Origin of the sequence: Ramlibacter lithotrophicus, from assembly GCF_012184415.1 — a bacterium.
Classification (GTDB): Bacteria; Pseudomonadota; Gammaproteobacteria; order Burkholderiales; family Burkholderiaceae_C; genus Ramlibacter; species Ramlibacter lithotrophicus.
Genome location: NZ_VTOX01000011.1, coordinates 98,403 through 114,414, shown reverse-complemented (window position 1 = coordinate 114,414; position 16,012 = coordinate 98,403). Strand labels below are relative to the sequence as shown.

The window sequence follows — 16,012 nt, the reverse complement described above, 5'->3', positions numbered from 1 at the left end:
CGCGGTGCCGACGCCGCTAGAGGATGCACTTCGGGAGCTAGCGGGCCACCAGGCCGTGCGCTCCGAAATTGCAGTTCATCAGGTCGACGACCGCCAGATGGCCGTCCTCGACGTGGAAGTGAGCCTGCCCAGCCGCGCGCAGAACGATGTGTCCGCAACCGGCGTGCGACGCCTGGAGACGGTCTATCTGGTGTTCACGCCAGAGTTTCCCATGCGCGCTCCCACGCCGCGCTTGCGAACGGACTTCCCCTCGAACTTCGCCCACATCAATCCGCACCGGCGCGGCAGCCTCGTGCCTCCATGCATCTTCGAAGGTGACCTGACGGAGCTGATGCACCGGTTCGGGATAGAGAAAATTCTGGACCAGCTGCTGGACTGGCTGAAGAAGGCTGCCGCCGGCCAGTTGCTGGACCTGGAGCAGGGCTGGGAGCCCACGCGCCGCGGCAGCCCCGAGACGAGCATCGAATTCGACGCCGACGCCCTAGCCCTGAGCCTGCCCCACGACGGCAGCATCCTGGCGCTGCCCTCGAGACTGTTCCAGGTGGGGACATCTCGCCATCTGTGCCTTGGCGCGCCCGGCGAGGAGCCGGGCAGCTTCAGCTTGGCGCGCTTGCAGGCCACCGAGGCGTGGACCGGGACAACTCCCGTGTTCTTGGCGTGCTCTCCTTGGGCGAATGGTCAGCCGCGCGTTTGCAGCGAATACGCTGCGGACACCGTGGTCGACGTGCCTACCCTCCTGGAGCGCGCCGAGAGCTTGGGCATTTCAGGTGAGGCGCTGCGTGCCAGCCTTGACACCGCCATCTTCCGCTCGATGATGTTCGCGGCCAGCGCGGGCAACTGGCCCTGGCCTGGCGACTTTTGCCTTGGAGTGGTGCTAGCTGCACACCGGCCAGTCCACCTGATTGGGTCGCACCGCAGTGTTGAATTCGTGCCGTACCTGGTGCGGGTCGCCAGACAGCCGCATCGCCCCGAGTTGCGCGATGCAAAGGTGGAGCCGGCATACCAAATTCACCGCATCAGCCCACGCCTGCTCGCCGCCACGTCTGGCTATGCTGACGCCGACCTCCAGCAGATGGTCACCATCGTCGGCTGCGGCAGCGTCGGCTCGAAGGTGGCGCTGCACCTGGGAAGGGCAGGCTTTGGCGCGCAGACCCTCGTCGATGACGAGTCTGTCTCGCCCCACAACCTGGCCCGCCACGCCCTGCTCGACGCATCCGGCTGGAACAAGGCGGAGCAAACGCGCAAAGCGCTTGCAGGCCTGGGGCACCAAGGCGCGCGTGCCGTGGCTCGCGACATCGTGCCCATGCTCTTGGGCGCTGACGGCCAGGAGATAAGCGAAGTGGTGCAGCCTGCAACCAGGCTCTTTGTCGACACCACTGCCTCCTTGAAGGTCGCTGCAGCAGTCGCCAAGACGGCTCACTTGGGCGAGCAAGTTCGCGTGGCGCGCGCTTTCCTCATCGGGGGAGGCAGGGTGGCTGTCGTCCTGCTGGAGGCGCCGCAGCGGGCTGCACGTGTCGACGACCTTTACGCGCACCTCTATGCACTTTGTCGCCAGAACGTGCAACTGCGCAGCGCCATCGGCGGCGACGCTGCCGAGCCAACGGAGGTGTTCGTTGGTGACAACTGCCGCTCGCTGACCCTGAGCATGCCGGACAGCGTTTTATCCCGCGGAAGTGCTGGCATTGCTACGCAGGTCCAGCAGTGGCTTGCTTCAGGCTTTCCGAAAGAGGCGCGGCTGCTGGTCGGCGTGGGCCAGGACGATGACCTGGGGATGGAGTGGCAATCGGACGCAGTTGCTCCCACGCACGTCTTGGCGGCCGTCGGCGACGGGGGATGGACCGTGCGGGTGAGCGGCACCGTTGCCGCGGCTATCTCCGCCGACTCGCAGCACTGGACCCCGCGAGAGACCGGGGGCGCACTACTGGGACACGTTGATGTCCTGTCTCGAACCATCTACATCGCGGACCTGGTCCCTGCTCCCGAAGACAGCGAACGCTACCCGGAGCGGTTCGTGCTCGGCACGCGCGGATTGAGGGCGGCGTTACGCCAAGCCCACGGCGACTCAGTGGGCTACTTGCACTATGTCGGCACTTGGCACAGCCACCCGATGGGTGGCCCACACTCGCAGACCGATTTCGACACATTGCAGCGGCTGGCCAGCTTTGCGCCGGGTCTGCCAGTGGTGTCGCTGGTATGGGCGCCGACTGGGCTCCTCTGCGAGGTCGGGCGGTTCCAGTAGCATTGAGCGTTCAGCACGGGCCAGCGGAGCGGATTCGCTATAGCGTCAGTGCTGCGTAGGCTGGAGAATGGATTTTCGAACGTCGACGTGCCGGACGGCGGAGAGCACCGAACGAAGCGCAACCCTCCATTCACAAGCGCCGCCGCAGTTCATGGCCTATAAGCGCGACCCCCTGGGGGGTGCATCCCTGCGAGCAGGTCGCGCGCGCCACCCGAGGTGAACCTAATATGAGGAAGAGGCATGCCCGACATCGCTTCAGCACTGAAATCAGAAATCGCACGCATTTCCCGGAAGGTCCTGCGCGGCGAGGTCGACTCGCTCAAGAAGGCGACGACAAGCTATCGTCGAGATATTGCAGCTTTGAAAAAGCGAGTCCAACAGCTCGAACAGCAAATTGGCCGTGCGCCCAAGAGCTCCCGGGTTGTCGACGAACCCAGGCCTGCGGGAGAGGGGATGGGCAGTCGCAAATTGCGGTTCAGTGCAACCCGCTTTGCAGCGCAACGCACGAAGGCGGGCCTCTCTGCTGCCAATTACGCCAAACTCCTTGGGGTGAGCCCGCTGTCTGTCTACAAATGGGAGAGCGGGCAAACCCGCCCCCGGCAAGCTCAGCTCGAAGCGATTGCGTCCCTGCGCAACCTGGGCAAGAGGGAGGTTGCGGCGAGACTCGCCCAAGTGGAAGCGGCGGGGGCCGGCAAGTAGCGAGGACGGCATGTCACAGCCGACCCGCGACTGCGTTTTCCTTTCACACGCGACGCCAGAGGACAACCGCTTCGTCAGCTGGCTGGGCGCAAAACTCTCCGGCCTAGGCTATGAGGTCTGGGCGGACATCTTCCGTTTGCGAGGCGGCGCGGATTGGTCGCGTGAGCTCGAGCAGGCGCTGCGCACGCGAGCAGTGAAAATGCTGCTGGTATGCACGCCGTCGGGACTTGAGAAGCCTGGCGTACGGGCGGAGATTGAGATGGCCACCCTGCTCGCCAAGCAACTGGGGGACGCTCAGTTCATCATCCCGCTGCGGCTGGAGCCGTACGAGCCCACGTTCCGCATCGCCAGCTTCCAATATATTGACTTCACCCGGAGTTGGGCAGCCGGCCTTGGCGAACTCTCCGAACTGTTGTCGGAGCTGCGGGTGCCGACGACTGGCGCCGCAGCCCCGACCCAGACCTGGCTTGAAGAGCATGCACGTGGCTCAACGCGACTTGTTCCCAAGACCGAGCCGCTGATGGCCAACTGGCTGAAGCTACGTAGCAGCCCCAAGTACATCCGCTTCTACGACACACCGGGTGGCATTCCGCTAGACGATTTCCAGAGCAGGGCGGCTCACAAGTGGCCGGTGGTTCCTTTCAGGAGCGGCGTACTCGCCTTCAGCGCTCCTCACCTGCGGGGTGCTGAGGCGCCGGTCAGCTACAGCTTCGAAGCTCCTGGTGTCGAGACGAGGGAGTTCATCTCGCTAGGTTGGCCGGAGCTAGGCGTCAGACCAGACGAGGCGAAGCGCGCCATCTCGGACTTGGCCAGCCAAGCTTTTGATGCGGCATGTCAAGCGAGACGCCTCCGTGGCGACGCTGGCGCGAACGGACGAGTGAGCTGGTGGGGTGACATCAAGACATTCCCCCTTACGAGGGTCTCATTCGACTGGGGCTATCGCCGGGGTTCTCGCCAGATTGTTGGTCAGTCGAAGGGCATTCACTGGCACCTGGGGATGCAGGCCCAGATGCGGACGTGGCCGGTCGAGCACCTTCGCCTGCGCCCGCGCATCGTGTTTACGCCCAACGGCATGGACCCGGTGGAGGACAAGGCGCAAGCACACTCATTGCGTCGCAAGGTGACCAAGTCTTGGCGGAACGCAAAATGGCGAGACATGCTTTGCGCGTATCTCTGGTGGTTCTCCGGCGGAAAGCCAGAGCTCAGCTTGGCTGTCGGCGAGGGGCAGTACTTCGTCTTCTCCGTGCCACCGATGCAGTTTTCGGCGCCGGTGCGCGTCGCCAGCGGGTTCGACGCTCAAGAGGAGAGCGAGTCCGACAACGAGTCCGACGACCAAGATGCCGTCGGCGATGAGGACCGCTGGAACGACGAGGGGCAGGACGAAGAGGGCGAGGCATGAATCTCACTGTCGACTACGTCCCCGAGCCAGGGCTGCAGTTCCGCTTTGGGCAGGAACTCGAATACACCCGCGACGGGCTCTATCTGTACGGGCCAGTGGACGCCGAGGTGACGCCGCGCCCCATCCGCTACGGCTACATCGGAACCAAAGACGGACTGGAGCGCTTCTGCCGCTGGTCCGAATCAGTCTCGACGTTCATCGACGTTCCCCCGCCGCGGCGCGGCTCAAAGCCCGTGGAACCGCACCATGTGCCATTCCCCGGTATGAGCGAGGCGTTCTTTTCCGCTTGGCCGAAGCGGCCGGCCAGAGTCATCGACGACATCAGCGAGCAGGAGCTGCACGAAGCTCTGCGCATCGGGAACCGGCATGAGGCCGTCAAGCGCGCGGTAGACATCTTCGTCGCAAGGCTCGAGACGCACCGTGCGCGCGATGAGGACCCTCCGTCTTTCTGGTTCGTCGTCTTGCCAGATTTCGTCTACACACTCGGACGTCCGCAGTCGAAGGTGGGCAAAGCAGATAGGGTCGAAGGTGAGGTCAAGCTGACGAAGAAAGCTGCGGACAAGATGACCACGCAGCCGAACCTATTCGGATTCGACGAGGAGGACGCGGAGGTCTACAAGTACGAGCGCAACTTCCGACGACAGTTGAAGGCGCGGCTGCTGGACTCCCAGGTCGTGACGCAGCTCGTTCGTGAGAGCACGTTGACCCCGAATGACTTCCTGAAAAGCAACGGACAGCCTCGCCGCCGCGTGGAGGACCCCGCGACCATCGCGTGGAAGCTGGGGGCCGGTGCGTACTACAAGGCGGGCGGCCGGCCCTGGCAAATTGCCCGGATGCGTCCTGGAGTCTGCTACGTCGGCCTAGTCTACAAACGCGCTGAGGAAGCCGGGCGCCCGCGCTTCTCAGTCTGTGCCGCGCAGATGTTCCTATCTGACGGAGAGGGCGTCGTCTTCAGAGGCGCACTTGGGCCTTGGTACAACCCAGACACTAAGCAGTTCCACCTGGACGAATCCGCGGCCGGGAATCTCGTGCGCATGGTCGCTGAGGAGTACCGCGCCCGGCATGGTGCATCGCCCAAAGAGCTCTTCGTGCATGCAAAGGCGGCGTTCAGCGACGAGGAGTGGGCTGGCTTCCAAGCCGCGGTCGCCGGCACAGATACGAACTTGGTAGGCGTTCAGATTTCCGACGCGTATGACGAGCTCAAGTTATTCCGCAACGGCGGCTACCCTGTCGTGCGCGGCACGGTGATGTACACGGGGCCAAGGTCTGGGTATCTCTGGACGACTGGCTATGTGCCGCGGCTCGACACCTACATGGGCCCAGACACACCAAACCCACTGTTCGTAAGCATCAGGCGGGGCGAACATGACATCTCTACGGTCATGGCGGACGTGATGGCTCTCACCAAAATCAACTTCAACACCTGCCTGTTCAATGACCGGAGCCCGGTCACCATCCGCTTTGCAGATGCCATAGGGGACGTGCTGGTGGCCGCTCCGGTCGACGGCAGCAAGCGATTGCCGTTCAAGTTCTACATCTGAGCGCCTCTGCCGGGAGGCATCAGTCACTCCTCGTAGCCGGGCTCCCAGGCATCCACGGAGCCGAAGTCGATGTTGGCTTCACGTACGTCGAGCTCCACCCGGCGAACGTTCGCCTGCGGAAGCGTCTGCGCGGACAGAGCTCCGGCTGGCTGCAGGGTGATGATGGCCTCCAGGTCGACGGTGCCGTCGGCGGTTTCCTCTGGAGCGTTGTACAGGTGGCTGCTGGTGCGGCTTCCACGGTATATCCGGGCAAATCGTGCCTTGGCCTCGACCCGAACCTGGAACTCACAGGCGAAGCTCAGCTCGCCGACCGTGGCAGTGAAGACCCGGAGCTCCAGACTGCCGTCGGCGTAGCCAACTGGGTCAATCCGCTCTACCTTCACATCCGTCACCTCATGGTCGCAGTCCAGGCCGCGGTCTTCCAGGAACTCGATTTCAAGTTCCAGCTCCGGCAGGCGCTTTTCGATGATGGCGTCGATGCTCCGCCGCAGTTCCGACAGTTCATTGCGCAGCTCGCGGGAGAGCAACTGCTCGTACTGCTCTATGACTGCCCTGCGCCCCTCGTCTGCCCGGCGCAGCGCTCCCAAGGCCTCGGTCAGACTGTCCGAACCAACAAGTACATCCGACGCCGCACACGCTCGCAGACAACCCGCATCTCTCGTGACCACGAGCACCTTGGTATCGTTCTTCCGCGCCCAGGCTGCCAGGGTGGCCAGCGCGAACGCGTCCGGAAATTCGCTCTTTTTCGAGCCGGATGGCTCGAACGGGTCGCGGCTGGCAAAGTAGTTCCCCAAGACTTCAGGGCCGGCGCTCCACGCCGTTTTCAGTCGTTCGGGCTTACCGCTGCTCAAGTGTTCCTTGAGGAGCCTTGCAGCGACCGCTGCGCTGGACTCGGCGACTAGCGCCTGCGACAGCTTCTCCGCGTGTTCGAGCTGCGACTTGTCTGCCCAGTCGCGTGCCTTGGCGAGGTCGCGACGCAGGGTGTTCACTTTGTCGGCGTTCTCCGCCATATGTCGCTGCAGCTCCAGTTCCCAGAACTCTGGGACCAGCCACTTGATTCCGAGCTCTTTGACTTGGGCGAGTTCGACCAATGGTTGGCTTCTCACCCGGAAGCCGTACTCCTTGTACACGTTCGTGTCGACGGCAATGCCGCCGACGTCCTCTGGCGAGGAAAGCGGTAGGTGTGTAGGCTCTGCGGCCTTCCGGTCTCGACTGCTCATTGATTTCACCTAACAGCCAGCGGCGCGGTTTGACCTTCGGTGCTAGTCAGCTTGTGATTGATTTCCGGATACCGCCTGAGCGCATCCTCAAAGCTGGCAATGCCTTCGATGTCCTCGGAGACTCTCTGGAGCCGCAGGGTTCCGTGTGTGGGCGAGTCCGTCCAGTAGACGCCCCTAAGAACCGATTCTCCCGACTCCAGCTCGAGCTCCCCGGCGCCGGCACCGCTCTTGCCGCCCGGCTTCCAGGGCTGGTCCAGTCTGAACACGTACGACACCTTGGTTTCCTGCGTTTTCTCGTTACGGATAAGTGTCTCCAGTGTCGAGGAGCCGCGCATGCTGCGCGTCAGAGACCGAATCGAGAGAGTCAGGTAGGTTTGACGGATGAGGAAGACGATGGCGACATCCACACCGCCTGCACCGTCGCGTTGGAAGTCGGATTTCAAGCGGCCTGCCCAGACGCCGTGCACGATGGAGCGGCCCATGACTTGAGCAACCCAAGGCAACTTCCAGGCCCACTTAGTGAACACGAACAAGATTGCCGTTGCTCCTGTCATGCCCATCGAGACGTAGCGCAGAACCCTCCACTGGTTCTCCTTAATTTCCTCGGCATTCCACCAGCAGAGCGCTGCCGCAAAGAGAAAGGCAGCCCAACTGAAGGCAATGAGTAGCCGTGTGAGCTCGTCCCGCGTCAGAGTCAGATTCGTCATTCAAGGTCCTCAGCTGCCACGCACTCGCCGTCGCGATAGATGCTGGCCCTACCATCCGACGTCAAGAGCGCTGCGCACTGAACGCCAGCAACACGCGAAGAGAGCGCCGCCGTCATGTGTCGGGCGCCGCCGCGCGATGGCAGTGGTCTGAGAATTGGAGCTATGGGCGGAGCCACAAACTGCGCAAGGTGGGTGAGTGCAAGAGTTCTGCAGTCAATGAAGTGAAAACCATCATGCCAGCGGCTCTCCGCCTCCGAGACGTGCGCAAGGACCGTCGGCAGATTGCTCCATGGCGCGGGGAGTTCTGCAGGGGCATCCTCCCCCGCACGCAATGGCACGGCCGGCAGAGCGACTGAGCCTTCGTAGAAGATGAGTCCTACTCCCGTGAATCGAGGGCCAGCAAGGCGCTTCAACGCACGCATCAGGCCCATCACGTCTTCGATGCTGACTGGCATGGCACCAACGTTATGAGAGAAGACCTAGAGCTTAGCTGCCGAACGGGTCCCCGAAGGACTCCCTGTTGCGCTGGATGCCCGCCCAGACGCCGTTGACCCGGCTTTGTCAAGGAAGTAGGCGGCTGCGAACAGCTGCGCCCGCATTCTCCGGAGGTCACTGACGCGTTTGTGGTGAGCTGGAGACGGATGCGCCAGTCGTTGACGCGGCAGAAGTTGCCTGGGCAATGGCCTGTTCGAGAACGTCTTCCTCGGCGCGCTCAGCACCGGAAAGCTTGATGGGGAGCTGCCAGACTCGCGATTCCACAAGCGAGGGCACTCTTTCGAGAGTTCCCAGCGGCTCGATGCCCATGGCCGTCAGTCGGCCAAGCAGTTCCTGCAGGACTTCCTTTCTGTGCAGCGACCAAGTGGAAGCAAAGCATCGCCAGAAAGTCCAGCCCGCCCGTTCCAGAACGCGCTGGCGGTTCATGTCTGCCTGCCAGCGGTCGGGTCCATGGAACTCATCGCCGTCCAGTTCGATGGCCAGCCGAGTGTCGTTCGCGCCTTCGACGACCATGTCGATGAAGAACGAGCCGGCCTTTACCTGCGGGGTGACACGGTAGCCTCGCTTGAAAAGCTCCGTGTACACGTCCCGCTCGAACCCGGAGTCGCATAGGTCCACTAGGCTCTTGGCTTCGTCGACACTGCCGCCCAGGGGCTTCGTGAAGTGTCCAATGAGGCTGGCGCGCAGGTCGGCCTGGGAAAGGTCCTTCAGTTCCACGGAACGTACGAGGTACATCCGGTCTCGCGCCCGGCTCGCAGCGACGTTGAAGCGCTGCTCGAACATGTTGCCGGACAGGGCTGTGGCCTTGCGCGGGTCGACCACCATGGACAAGAACATGATGTCCCGCTCGCTACCCTGAAAAACGCGTGCGTCGCCGCACTTGAAGTGCCGGCGAATCAGCTCCGCTCCATCGCAGTTCGAGCGCACGAGGGTGTCGATGTGCTTCGCCTGTTCGGCGCCTAGCAGTGAGACCACGCCCATGCTGCGGCCGGCAAAGCGCTTGTCCGCGAGGATGGCCTGAATCTCCGCGAGGATGGCCTGGGCCTCGGGCACGTTCACATCTCGTTGATTGCGGTTGCCCGAAGGCACGAAGATGTCCACCAGCGGCGGGTCGATGCGCTCGGACTCGCGAGGAATGCGTAGCGGCTGCATCGCCCCGTTGTAGAAGCGGTTGCTGTACGCGATGATGGCCGGCACACAGCGGAAGTGCTCGCGCAGCATTACCTTCTGGGCAGCGAACACAGTCGATGCGATGTCGTAGAGCGACTTCTCCGGCGTCAACATGTCCGCGTGGTACTGGTCCGATAGGAATCGGTCCTTCAGCTCCTGAACGCGCACAGAAGAAATGAAGCCGCCCTCGGGCGAGACCTGCTTGTCGTCGCCGACCACAAGAATCTTGGCGCCGCGCAGTATCGCGGGAAGCGCCCACAGGTCCGACTGGCTGGCCTCGTCGACCACTACCAGGTGGAAGCTGCCAGGAATGGGCGGTAGCGTCTCCGAGACTTTCGAGTGACTCATGACCCAGCAGGGCACCGCGGCCTGGGCGTTCTGCATCGCCCGCTGGGCATCACGGCGGTGCCGCGTCGCATTCGGGCCCGTGCCCTTACCAATCTTGTGGATTGCCGTGCGATAGCTTTCAAGCGCCGAGAGCACCTTCGGAGACGCCGCGAGCTTCGTGGACCTCCAAGCCGACTTGGACACCATACTGATGTACAGGCGCGCCAGCCCCGCTTCCAAGTCACGCCGTCGCGCGGCTATTTTGAGGAGCTCGTCCCGAGCTTCGATTTGCGACAAGTGGGTCTTCAAGCGAGCCCAGTTCCACGCATCTCGCCAAGGAACCGGAACAGCATGGTCCTCGCCTGCAGCAGCAACCGTCTCCGAGCGCAAGCGAGCCGCCCAGATGGGAGCGCCGGCCATTTCCACTCGTTCGGCCAAGGTAGTGACCGTCCCAATCTCGTGCCCGAGAGCCTCTATGCGACGCACTTCTGCGACAAGGCCTGCGTACTGGGCCACGACAGTCTCGGTGTTCTGGGAACGGTCGCCGAGGGTGGCCGCCAGCTGACGGAGTTGGGCCGACACAGGGCCAGAGGCTCCTGCCAGCTTTTCTTGCAACGTCGCCTGCATCACGGCCGCCTCAGCGAGGTCCGCACGGGTGAGATGGCTACGCAGGTGCTCTCGAACCTGCTTCAGGTCTCCGGACGTCCCACGCACCTGCGTCAGCGGTGGCTTTGCGAACACACGCTCCGCGAGCACCGGGAGGTGGGCGTCGTGGTTCGTGGCCAGCAAGTGAGCCTTGCGTGCGCTCGACGTCACCAGCTCGAGATGCCGCAGTGCCTGCACGCCGGCCTCCACAACGGGAATCGACAAGGTCTGCGCAAACTGGTTCCACCTGGCGGCAAACGACCGGACGCGGTCGTGAAGATGCAGGTATCGCTTGACGTGCTGCCAACGCTCCGCCGTTGTCGGCGCCAGGCCTGCTACACGGACCGCGGAAACAAGGGCCTTCACCTCACCGGCGCCGATGCTCAGAAAGCCGAAGGGCTTGCCAGTCTCACAGCCGCGGCCTACAGCTTCCGTGAACTTGGGCTGGCCGAGAGCTGCTTCGGGAACTTCGACCGGCTGCTGCAGGAACTCGGCCCGCGCCTTCACCAGCTCCTGGATGTCGGAAAACAGGGCTTCCAAGGCTTTGCGTTCGGCATCGAACTGCGCCTGACGACACCTTTTCCGCAGTTCCGCCGTCCAAATTTCGCCGGTCTCTTCCAACTCGTGAGCCAGTGCCGCCGCTACTTCCACAACGGAGAGCATCCTACGAGCCTCGGCGAGTACCTCCGGCGTGTTTGCGCGCAGGGCGAGCAGGCCGCCTGCCGCTTCCCGCTCCTCTATGTCCCGGATGCTGACAAGCGTGTCGTGCAGTCGGCCAATGTCAGCAGCGCTTGGGAGCTCGAGGCTGCGAGGAATTCGCACCCCGACATAGCCAAGGTCCTGGCCAAGTGTCCGGCGCGCCTCGCGTAGCTGCGCAGCTTCCGCACCGCTCAAAGGAGGCGCGTTCTGCCCGGATAGGTCCAAGACGTCCACGAACCAAGCATGCTGCGCATGGCCTCGCACGACCAGCTCCGCCATCTTCTGGGCGCGCATCAGCACACCATCTACCTGCACGTCAGAGAGCTGCGCGAGAGCAATCTCGTCTACGCGACGGTCAATCTCCGTAAGCTCGCCATGTGCTTGCCCGATGGCGCTCTGCACCCTCTCAATCTCGGTGCGTACAACCTCGGGGTTCAGCTGCGAGACGTTGTGCAGGATGGACTCGATGGAGGTCTGGAACTGCCGCATCCCCTCGCGGTCGCCGGCGAGAAGGGCCACCGTCAATGGGCGCACCTCCTCCGGAATCTTGGATTGCAGTACTTCAAGTGCCTGCTCGCCCTTGGCGGTGACTAACACCTTCCGGCCCGTGGCCAAGAAGTGGCAGATGATGTTGGCGATGGTGTGAGTCTTGCCAGTGCCTGGAGGACCTTGCACGGCGACACCCTCTGAGCGCTCCAGCTGCTCGACGATGGTCACCTGCTCGTGGTTGTAGGGAAGCGGGAAAAAGAGTTCTTTGGGCTCTCCGCCGGCGCAGCCGCCACTTGTCCCAGACAAGCCTCGGAAAGTGACCGGTTTGTAGTCCGGAGTTTCATCGGAGGGCGCCGTGACCAGGGCGAGAGCGCCTTCAGGAATCTTGGCGCCATCGCCTATGCTCTTTTTGAGCCGCTCGATGTCCTCATGCAGGAAGTTGTTCGACCGCGGCCGGGACAGCAGTACCCATGCGTCGGTGACTTGCAGGTCCTCCCCAGGAGCCGGAAGGCCGTCATGGTCCCGAACGAACCGGCCCTTCTCATGCAGATTGCCTGATATGAGCTTGAGTACAGGCTCATAGCTGCCCGCGTCGAACGGGGAAACGGGCCGCTCCTTCGTGGCCTCCAACGACTGCTTGGCTGCCTTTTCGACTTCGGGGACGCTGAGGAGCTGGCAAGCGGAGAGGGCGTCGAACTCCAACCGCGGCTCCACCCCTCGCGGCCGGAGAACGATGCTCAAGTCTTCCTCGACTGAGATTTCCATGGCCTGGGTAATCAGCGGGTACTGGAAGTCGACTACCCCAATGCCCTCCGCGGCGGACACCTTCCAGGCCGTGATGCCAAGACCCCAAACCAGTTCTTGCGGCTTAGCCGTCTCCTCCGCCTCAAGTTGGTGGGCGAGGGAGAACAAGTCGCCGTATAGGTCGATGGTCGTGCGGCGAGGCTTTTCGCCGGCCGCCCATGCATTCCAGAGGGGCGAGTACTGGTCCAGCGCCTTTTCTACAGTGCTTCGCAGGATGGAAGCTTCCTGCTGGAGCTGCTCTGGTGACTTGCCGTTGGCGGCCGCCGCAACGCGATGGGCCAGGGCTGCGTCGTTGACGCTCGGCGGCTTTCCACTGGGGTCTTCCGATACTGTGAGCAACGGGCGGACGGCCTCGGGATGCACCACGGGCGGGTGCTGCGCCTCGAGCCTTTCTATATGCAGCCAGACATGGTCTCCCTGCACCTCGCGGTTGAAGCTGACGCCCGGCAGTCCGGTGAGGTTCCCTTTGTGCCGTAGGAACCCTTTGTGCCCGACAAGCTTGTACCCATGTGGGTCGATTTCTTTTGACTGCTCGACAACATAGTTAAGCAGCTTGCATAGTTGCTCGGCGGGGGTAGGCATGAGGTGATTCTGCCTAGGGTTCGAGCCATCATCGAGCGGATTTCACCCGTCCATCTGGCCGAAGGTCGCCCGGCACGTGCTGGTGGGAAGGGGTGGTAGTGCGTTGGCGGCGCCCGGAGCACAGTTCGGGCACGTGCCGTCGACGCTGGGATGGAGGTCACCTGCGGCTAATTCGCGACCTCGCGCGTTGGGCTGCCTGAACCGGACTTCTGAAGGCAATCCGTGCCCTCCCGAAATCTCAAATGGAATGCCCAAACCTGGAGGTTGTCTCATTTGACCTGTCCGCAGCTGCAAGGCATCTCAGATGAAATGTCTGCGGCTGCTGAAAATCTCAATTGAGTTGACCCAGCCTGCTGCACGTCTCACATGAAATTGCCGGAAACCTGGCCTGAAAACGGCGCTCGGATTGACTCCGGCCGTCACGCACACGATGCTCGGCACATGAACATTCGCTCTGAGCGCCTTGCGCACTGGTTCTTCAGGCTGAATGGTTTCCTGACCATCAGCAACTTTGTCGTGCACGTCGATGAGGGCGTTGGCCAACACACGGACGTCGATGTCCTCGGAGTGCGGTTCCCTCACCGGGCGGAGAATCAGGTTCGGCCGATGCCCGACCATCCGCTGTTCGCCGGCAATGCCAGGATGCAAGTCGTTCTTGCTGAGACCAAGAGGACTCTCTGTCGGCTGAATCGGGCTTGGACTGAGCCAGGCCGGGGAAACCTGGAACGAGTACTTTCGGCCGCAGGCTTCTATGCGCCGGCCCAGATGCCCGCCGTCGCGGCCGCTTTATATGAGCGGGGGTTCTGGGCGGACCTAGGTTCGAGTGCTCGGCTCGTTGCGGTTGGCGAAGAGCACAACCGCGACTTGGCCAGGCGCTACCCCAACGTGGAGCAGCTGTTCTGGCGTACAGATGTGCTGCCGTTTATCCATGAGCGGTTCTGGGCGTACCGGCACGAGAAGCGGATGCATCCGCAGTGGGACGCGGACGCTCACGCCCTCTTCAACACTGTCATGGAGTGCGGGGGAGACCTTGCAGCCTTCATGGCGCAGGTCGACATCGACGGTGAGTAGCGCCCATGCGGGCAGGACCTCGATGCCGCATGCTCGGAAACCGCTCGTCCATCCTCTCTTCGTGCTCGCCGGGCGTGCGCAACGAATAATGTGCGAAGCCTGCAGCATTACGTCTTAAAAACGACCACCAAAGAACTAGGATTCAGGAGCGGTCAAAGGTTGCGAGATTTCTGCAGGAGTGGACAGGGGTTGTGAGATGCTGGCCCGTGCGAACCGGCCAATTTCCCGCGCATCCTGACAAAGGTTGCGAGAAAAACCGGTCATTCGATAGTGGACCCCACAGCAAACGCCCACTTTCGAGTGGGCGATTGCTTTTGTGCGCCAGCGTCTGCTGGCGAGAGCCGTGGCGGCCGCGCCGCTGGCAGACTGAAATAATCCTCTGCCGTGCGCGTGACACGCCTGGCGCCGTGTCGTACATTCACGGCGCTGTCGTGGCGAGACGGCGCTGAACCTGTAAATCGCCCGGCCGTTCGGCCGCTTTTTATCCTCATCAATCCAGTGTCTTGATTCAGGGCGTTGCGCTCGATCGTGCAAAGGTATCTGTGGTGCCGGTGGATGGTCCCCGGTGCGGATGGACTCGCTGAGTGGACATCGCCACGACTGCGAGCAGTGTTTGGAGTGAACATGAAGACAGCAGCCCAGCAGAGGGCGGCGGCGCTATGCCGCCATGCACCTGCGGCCGAGGCCAGAACCCGCTTCTGGACCGAACTCTCGGAAGCCTTCCCCACCAGCCCACATCGCCACGACGTGGCCGCGTTCGCTTCCTTTCAGCGACGCCAGGCGAGCTTGCGCATCGCAAGGCTGAACGACGCCTTCGGGCTGCAACTGAAGCCCTCCACCCTCTGCACCTGGTTGCGCCAATGGCGCAAGTCCGCAGGTTCGTTTGCCACTGCCTGAATCGGGAGCTCACATGGAAAGCAAGGTCTGCCGCATCGCCGTGTTCTACGACGGCACGTACTTCAAGAAGGTGTCGAACTACTATCTCTACCAGCACGAGCGACGCGCACGCATCTCCATCAAGGGCTTGCACGAATTCATCGTCGCCGAGGTGGCCAGGCAGGAGAACGTCGACGTCCGCAACTGCCAGATCGTCGACTCCTCGTATTTCCGGGGGCGGCTCACCGCCCGCCAGGCGCTGGAGCAGGACACGCTCTACAACGAGCGCGTATTCGAAGACGTGCTGATGCGCGAAGACGTGACCCTGCACCAGCAGCACGTCTCGACCCGGCCCGACGGCAGCTTCGAGGAGAAGCGGATCGACGTGTGGCTGGCGCTTGAAGCCTATGAGATGGCAAACCTGAAGCGGTACGACGTCTGCGTGCTGATCACGGGCGACGGCGACTTCGTGCCCCTGGTGCGAAAGCTCAACACGCTCGGATCCCGCGTCATGCTGCTGGGCTGGGATTTCGTCGCCGAGCGCGACGGCAGAACCACCCACACGCGCGTGGCCACCGGCCTCATCGACCGGGTCAACTACCCCGTGATGATGAACACGGTCATCGACGCGCGAGACCGCAGGACCGACCCGCTGGTCAACAATCTCTTCCTGCGACCGGAGCCCGAGCAGCATCGACGCGAGGCGGCCGCGCCGGCTTCTGCGCCGGCGCCAAGGACCGGCGGGGAAGAGCGTCGCGGCTCGGTATTCAGCTTCAACACCGACAAGGGCTACGGATTCATCCGGCCTGCCGGCGGCGGCGACAACGTCTTCTTTCACATGTCGGACGTGCTGAATGCGACCCAGCTGGAAATCGAGCCACAGATGGAGGTCAGCTTCCAGCTGGTTCGGAACGACCGGGGCTTCGCAGCCCAGCGGGTGAACGTGGAGCGTGCCGGCTGCCCGGCCGAGGTCGTGACGGAGGCCGACGCCGCGACCGGGGACCAGGCCCCGGGAAAAGGCATCTGAGGTCCGCCGGCCTGGACGGCTT

10 protein-coding genes are annotated in these 16,012 nt (G+C 63.0%); 7 read left to right on the top strand and 3 right to left on the bottom strand.

The window, feature by feature from the left end; translation table 11 throughout:
* The first annotated feature begins 4 nt into the window (after positions 1–4).
* From RAMLITH_RS26230 to RAMLITH_RS22735, 4 genes are all read left to right on the top strand, one after another.
* A complete protein-coding gene (locus RAMLITH_RS26230; protein WP_181956470.1) occupies positions 5–2,239 on the top strand; it encodes a Mov34/MPN/PAD-1 family protein in 2,235 nt (744 codons plus the stop codon).
* Positions 2,240–2,479: 240 nt separating this feature from the next.
* A complete protein-coding gene (locus RAMLITH_RS22745) occupies positions 2,480–2,938 on the top strand; it encodes a helix-turn-helix domain-containing protein (protein ID WP_168109745.1) in 459 nt (152 codons plus the stop codon).
* Between the two features lie 10 nt (positions 2,939–2,948).
* A complete protein-coding gene (locus RAMLITH_RS22740; RefSeq protein ID WP_168109744.1) occupies positions 2,949–4,337 on the top strand; it encodes a toll/interleukin-1 receptor domain-containing protein in 1,389 nt (462 codons plus the stop codon).
* The gene (locus RAMLITH_RS22735; RefSeq protein WP_168109743.1) at positions 4,334–5,878 is read left to right on the top strand and encodes an argonaute/piwi family protein; all 1,545 of its coding nucleotides are present in this window, start codon (positions 4,334–4,336) and stop codon (positions 5,876–5,878) included. The genes RAMLITH_RS22740 and RAMLITH_RS22735 overlap by 4 nt, the downstream gene beginning before the upstream one ends.
* 23 nt (positions 5,879–5,901) lie before the next feature.
* On the opposite strand, the gene RAMLITH_RS22730 is transcribed toward RAMLITH_RS22735, so the two are convergent.
* The 3 genes from RAMLITH_RS22730 to RAMLITH_RS22720 all read right to left on the bottom strand — a co-directional run bounded on the left by RAMLITH_RS22730 (position 5,902) and on the right by RAMLITH_RS22720 (position 13,016).
* On the bottom strand, positions 5,902–7,098 hold the full coding sequence (locus RAMLITH_RS22730; protein ID WP_168109742.1) for a PIN domain-containing protein: 1,197 nt from the start codon (positions 7,096–7,098) through the stop codon (positions 5,902–5,904).
* Between the two features lie 5 nt (positions 7,099–7,103).
* The gene (locus tag RAMLITH_RS22725) at positions 7,104–7,805 is read right to left on the bottom strand and encodes a hypothetical protein (protein WP_168109741.1); all 702 of its coding nucleotides are present in this window, start codon (positions 7,803–7,805) and stop codon (positions 7,104–7,106) included.
* A gap of 609 nt (positions 7,806–8,414) precedes the next feature.
* A complete protein-coding gene (locus RAMLITH_RS22720) occupies positions 8,415–13,016 on the bottom strand; it encodes an AAA domain-containing protein (protein WP_168109740.1) in 4,602 nt (1,533 codons plus the stop codon).
* Between the two features lie 366 nt (positions 13,017–13,382).
* Here RAMLITH_RS22720 and RAMLITH_RS22715 point away from each other — a divergent pair, with 366 nt between their 5' ends.
* From RAMLITH_RS22715 to RAMLITH_RS22705, 3 genes are all read left to right on the top strand, one after another.
* Positions 13,383–14,087 (top strand): hypothetical protein, encoded by a 705-nt coding sequence (locus RAMLITH_RS22715; RefSeq protein ID WP_168109739.1) that lies wholly within the window; start codon positions 13,383–13,385, stop codon positions 14,085–14,087.
* Between the two features lie 624 nt (positions 14,088–14,711).
* Complete coding sequence (locus tag RAMLITH_RS22710; RefSeq protein WP_168109738.1) at positions 14,712–14,984, top strand: hypothetical protein; 273 nt, start codon at positions 14,712–14,714, stop codon at positions 14,982–14,984.
* A gap of 13 nt (positions 14,985–14,997) precedes the next feature.
* Entirely contained in the window at positions 14,998–15,990 is a 993-nt protein-coding gene (locus RAMLITH_RS22705; protein ID WP_168109737.1) for an NYN domain-containing protein, read from the top strand.
* Positions 15,991–16,012: the final 22 nt, after the last annotated feature.

What these genes read in the sequence shown, in the direction of transcription:
- RAMLITH_RS22745 (WP_168109745.1), top strand. Translation starts at nt 2,480, where the DNA reads ATGCCCGACATCGCTTCAGCACTGAAATCAGAAATCGCACGCATTTCC.
- RAMLITH_RS22740 (WP_168109744.1), top strand. Translation starts at nt 2,949, where the DNA reads ATGTCACAGCCGACCCGCGACTGCGTTTTCCTTTCACACGCGACGCCA.
- RAMLITH_RS22735 (WP_168109743.1), top strand. Translation starts at nt 4,334, where the DNA reads ATGAATCTCACTGTCGACTACGTCCCCGAGCCAGGGCTGCAGTTCCGC.
- RAMLITH_RS22730 (WP_168109742.1), bottom strand. Translation starts at nt 7,098, where the DNA reads ATGAGCAGTCGAGACCGGAAGGCCGCAGAGCCTACACACCTACCGCTT.
- RAMLITH_RS22725 (WP_168109741.1), bottom strand. Translation starts at nt 7,805, where the DNA reads ATGACGAATCTGACTCTGACGCGGGACGAGCTCACACGGCTACTCATT.
- RAMLITH_RS22720 (WP_168109740.1), bottom strand. Translation starts at nt 13,016, where the DNA reads ATGCCTACCCCCGCCGAGCAACTATGCAAGCTGCTTAACTATGTTGTC.
- RAMLITH_RS22715 (WP_168109739.1), top strand. Translation starts at nt 13,383, where the DNA reads ATGAAATTGCCGGAAACCTGGCCTGAAAACGGCGCTCGGATTGACTCC.
- RAMLITH_RS22710 (WP_168109738.1), top strand. Translation starts at nt 14,712, where the DNA reads ATGAAGACAGCAGCCCAGCAGAGGGCGGCGGCGCTATGCCGCCATGCA.
- RAMLITH_RS22705 (WP_168109737.1), top strand. Translation starts at nt 14,998, where the DNA reads ATGGAAAGCAAGGTCTGCCGCATCGCCGTGTTCTACGACGGCACGTAC.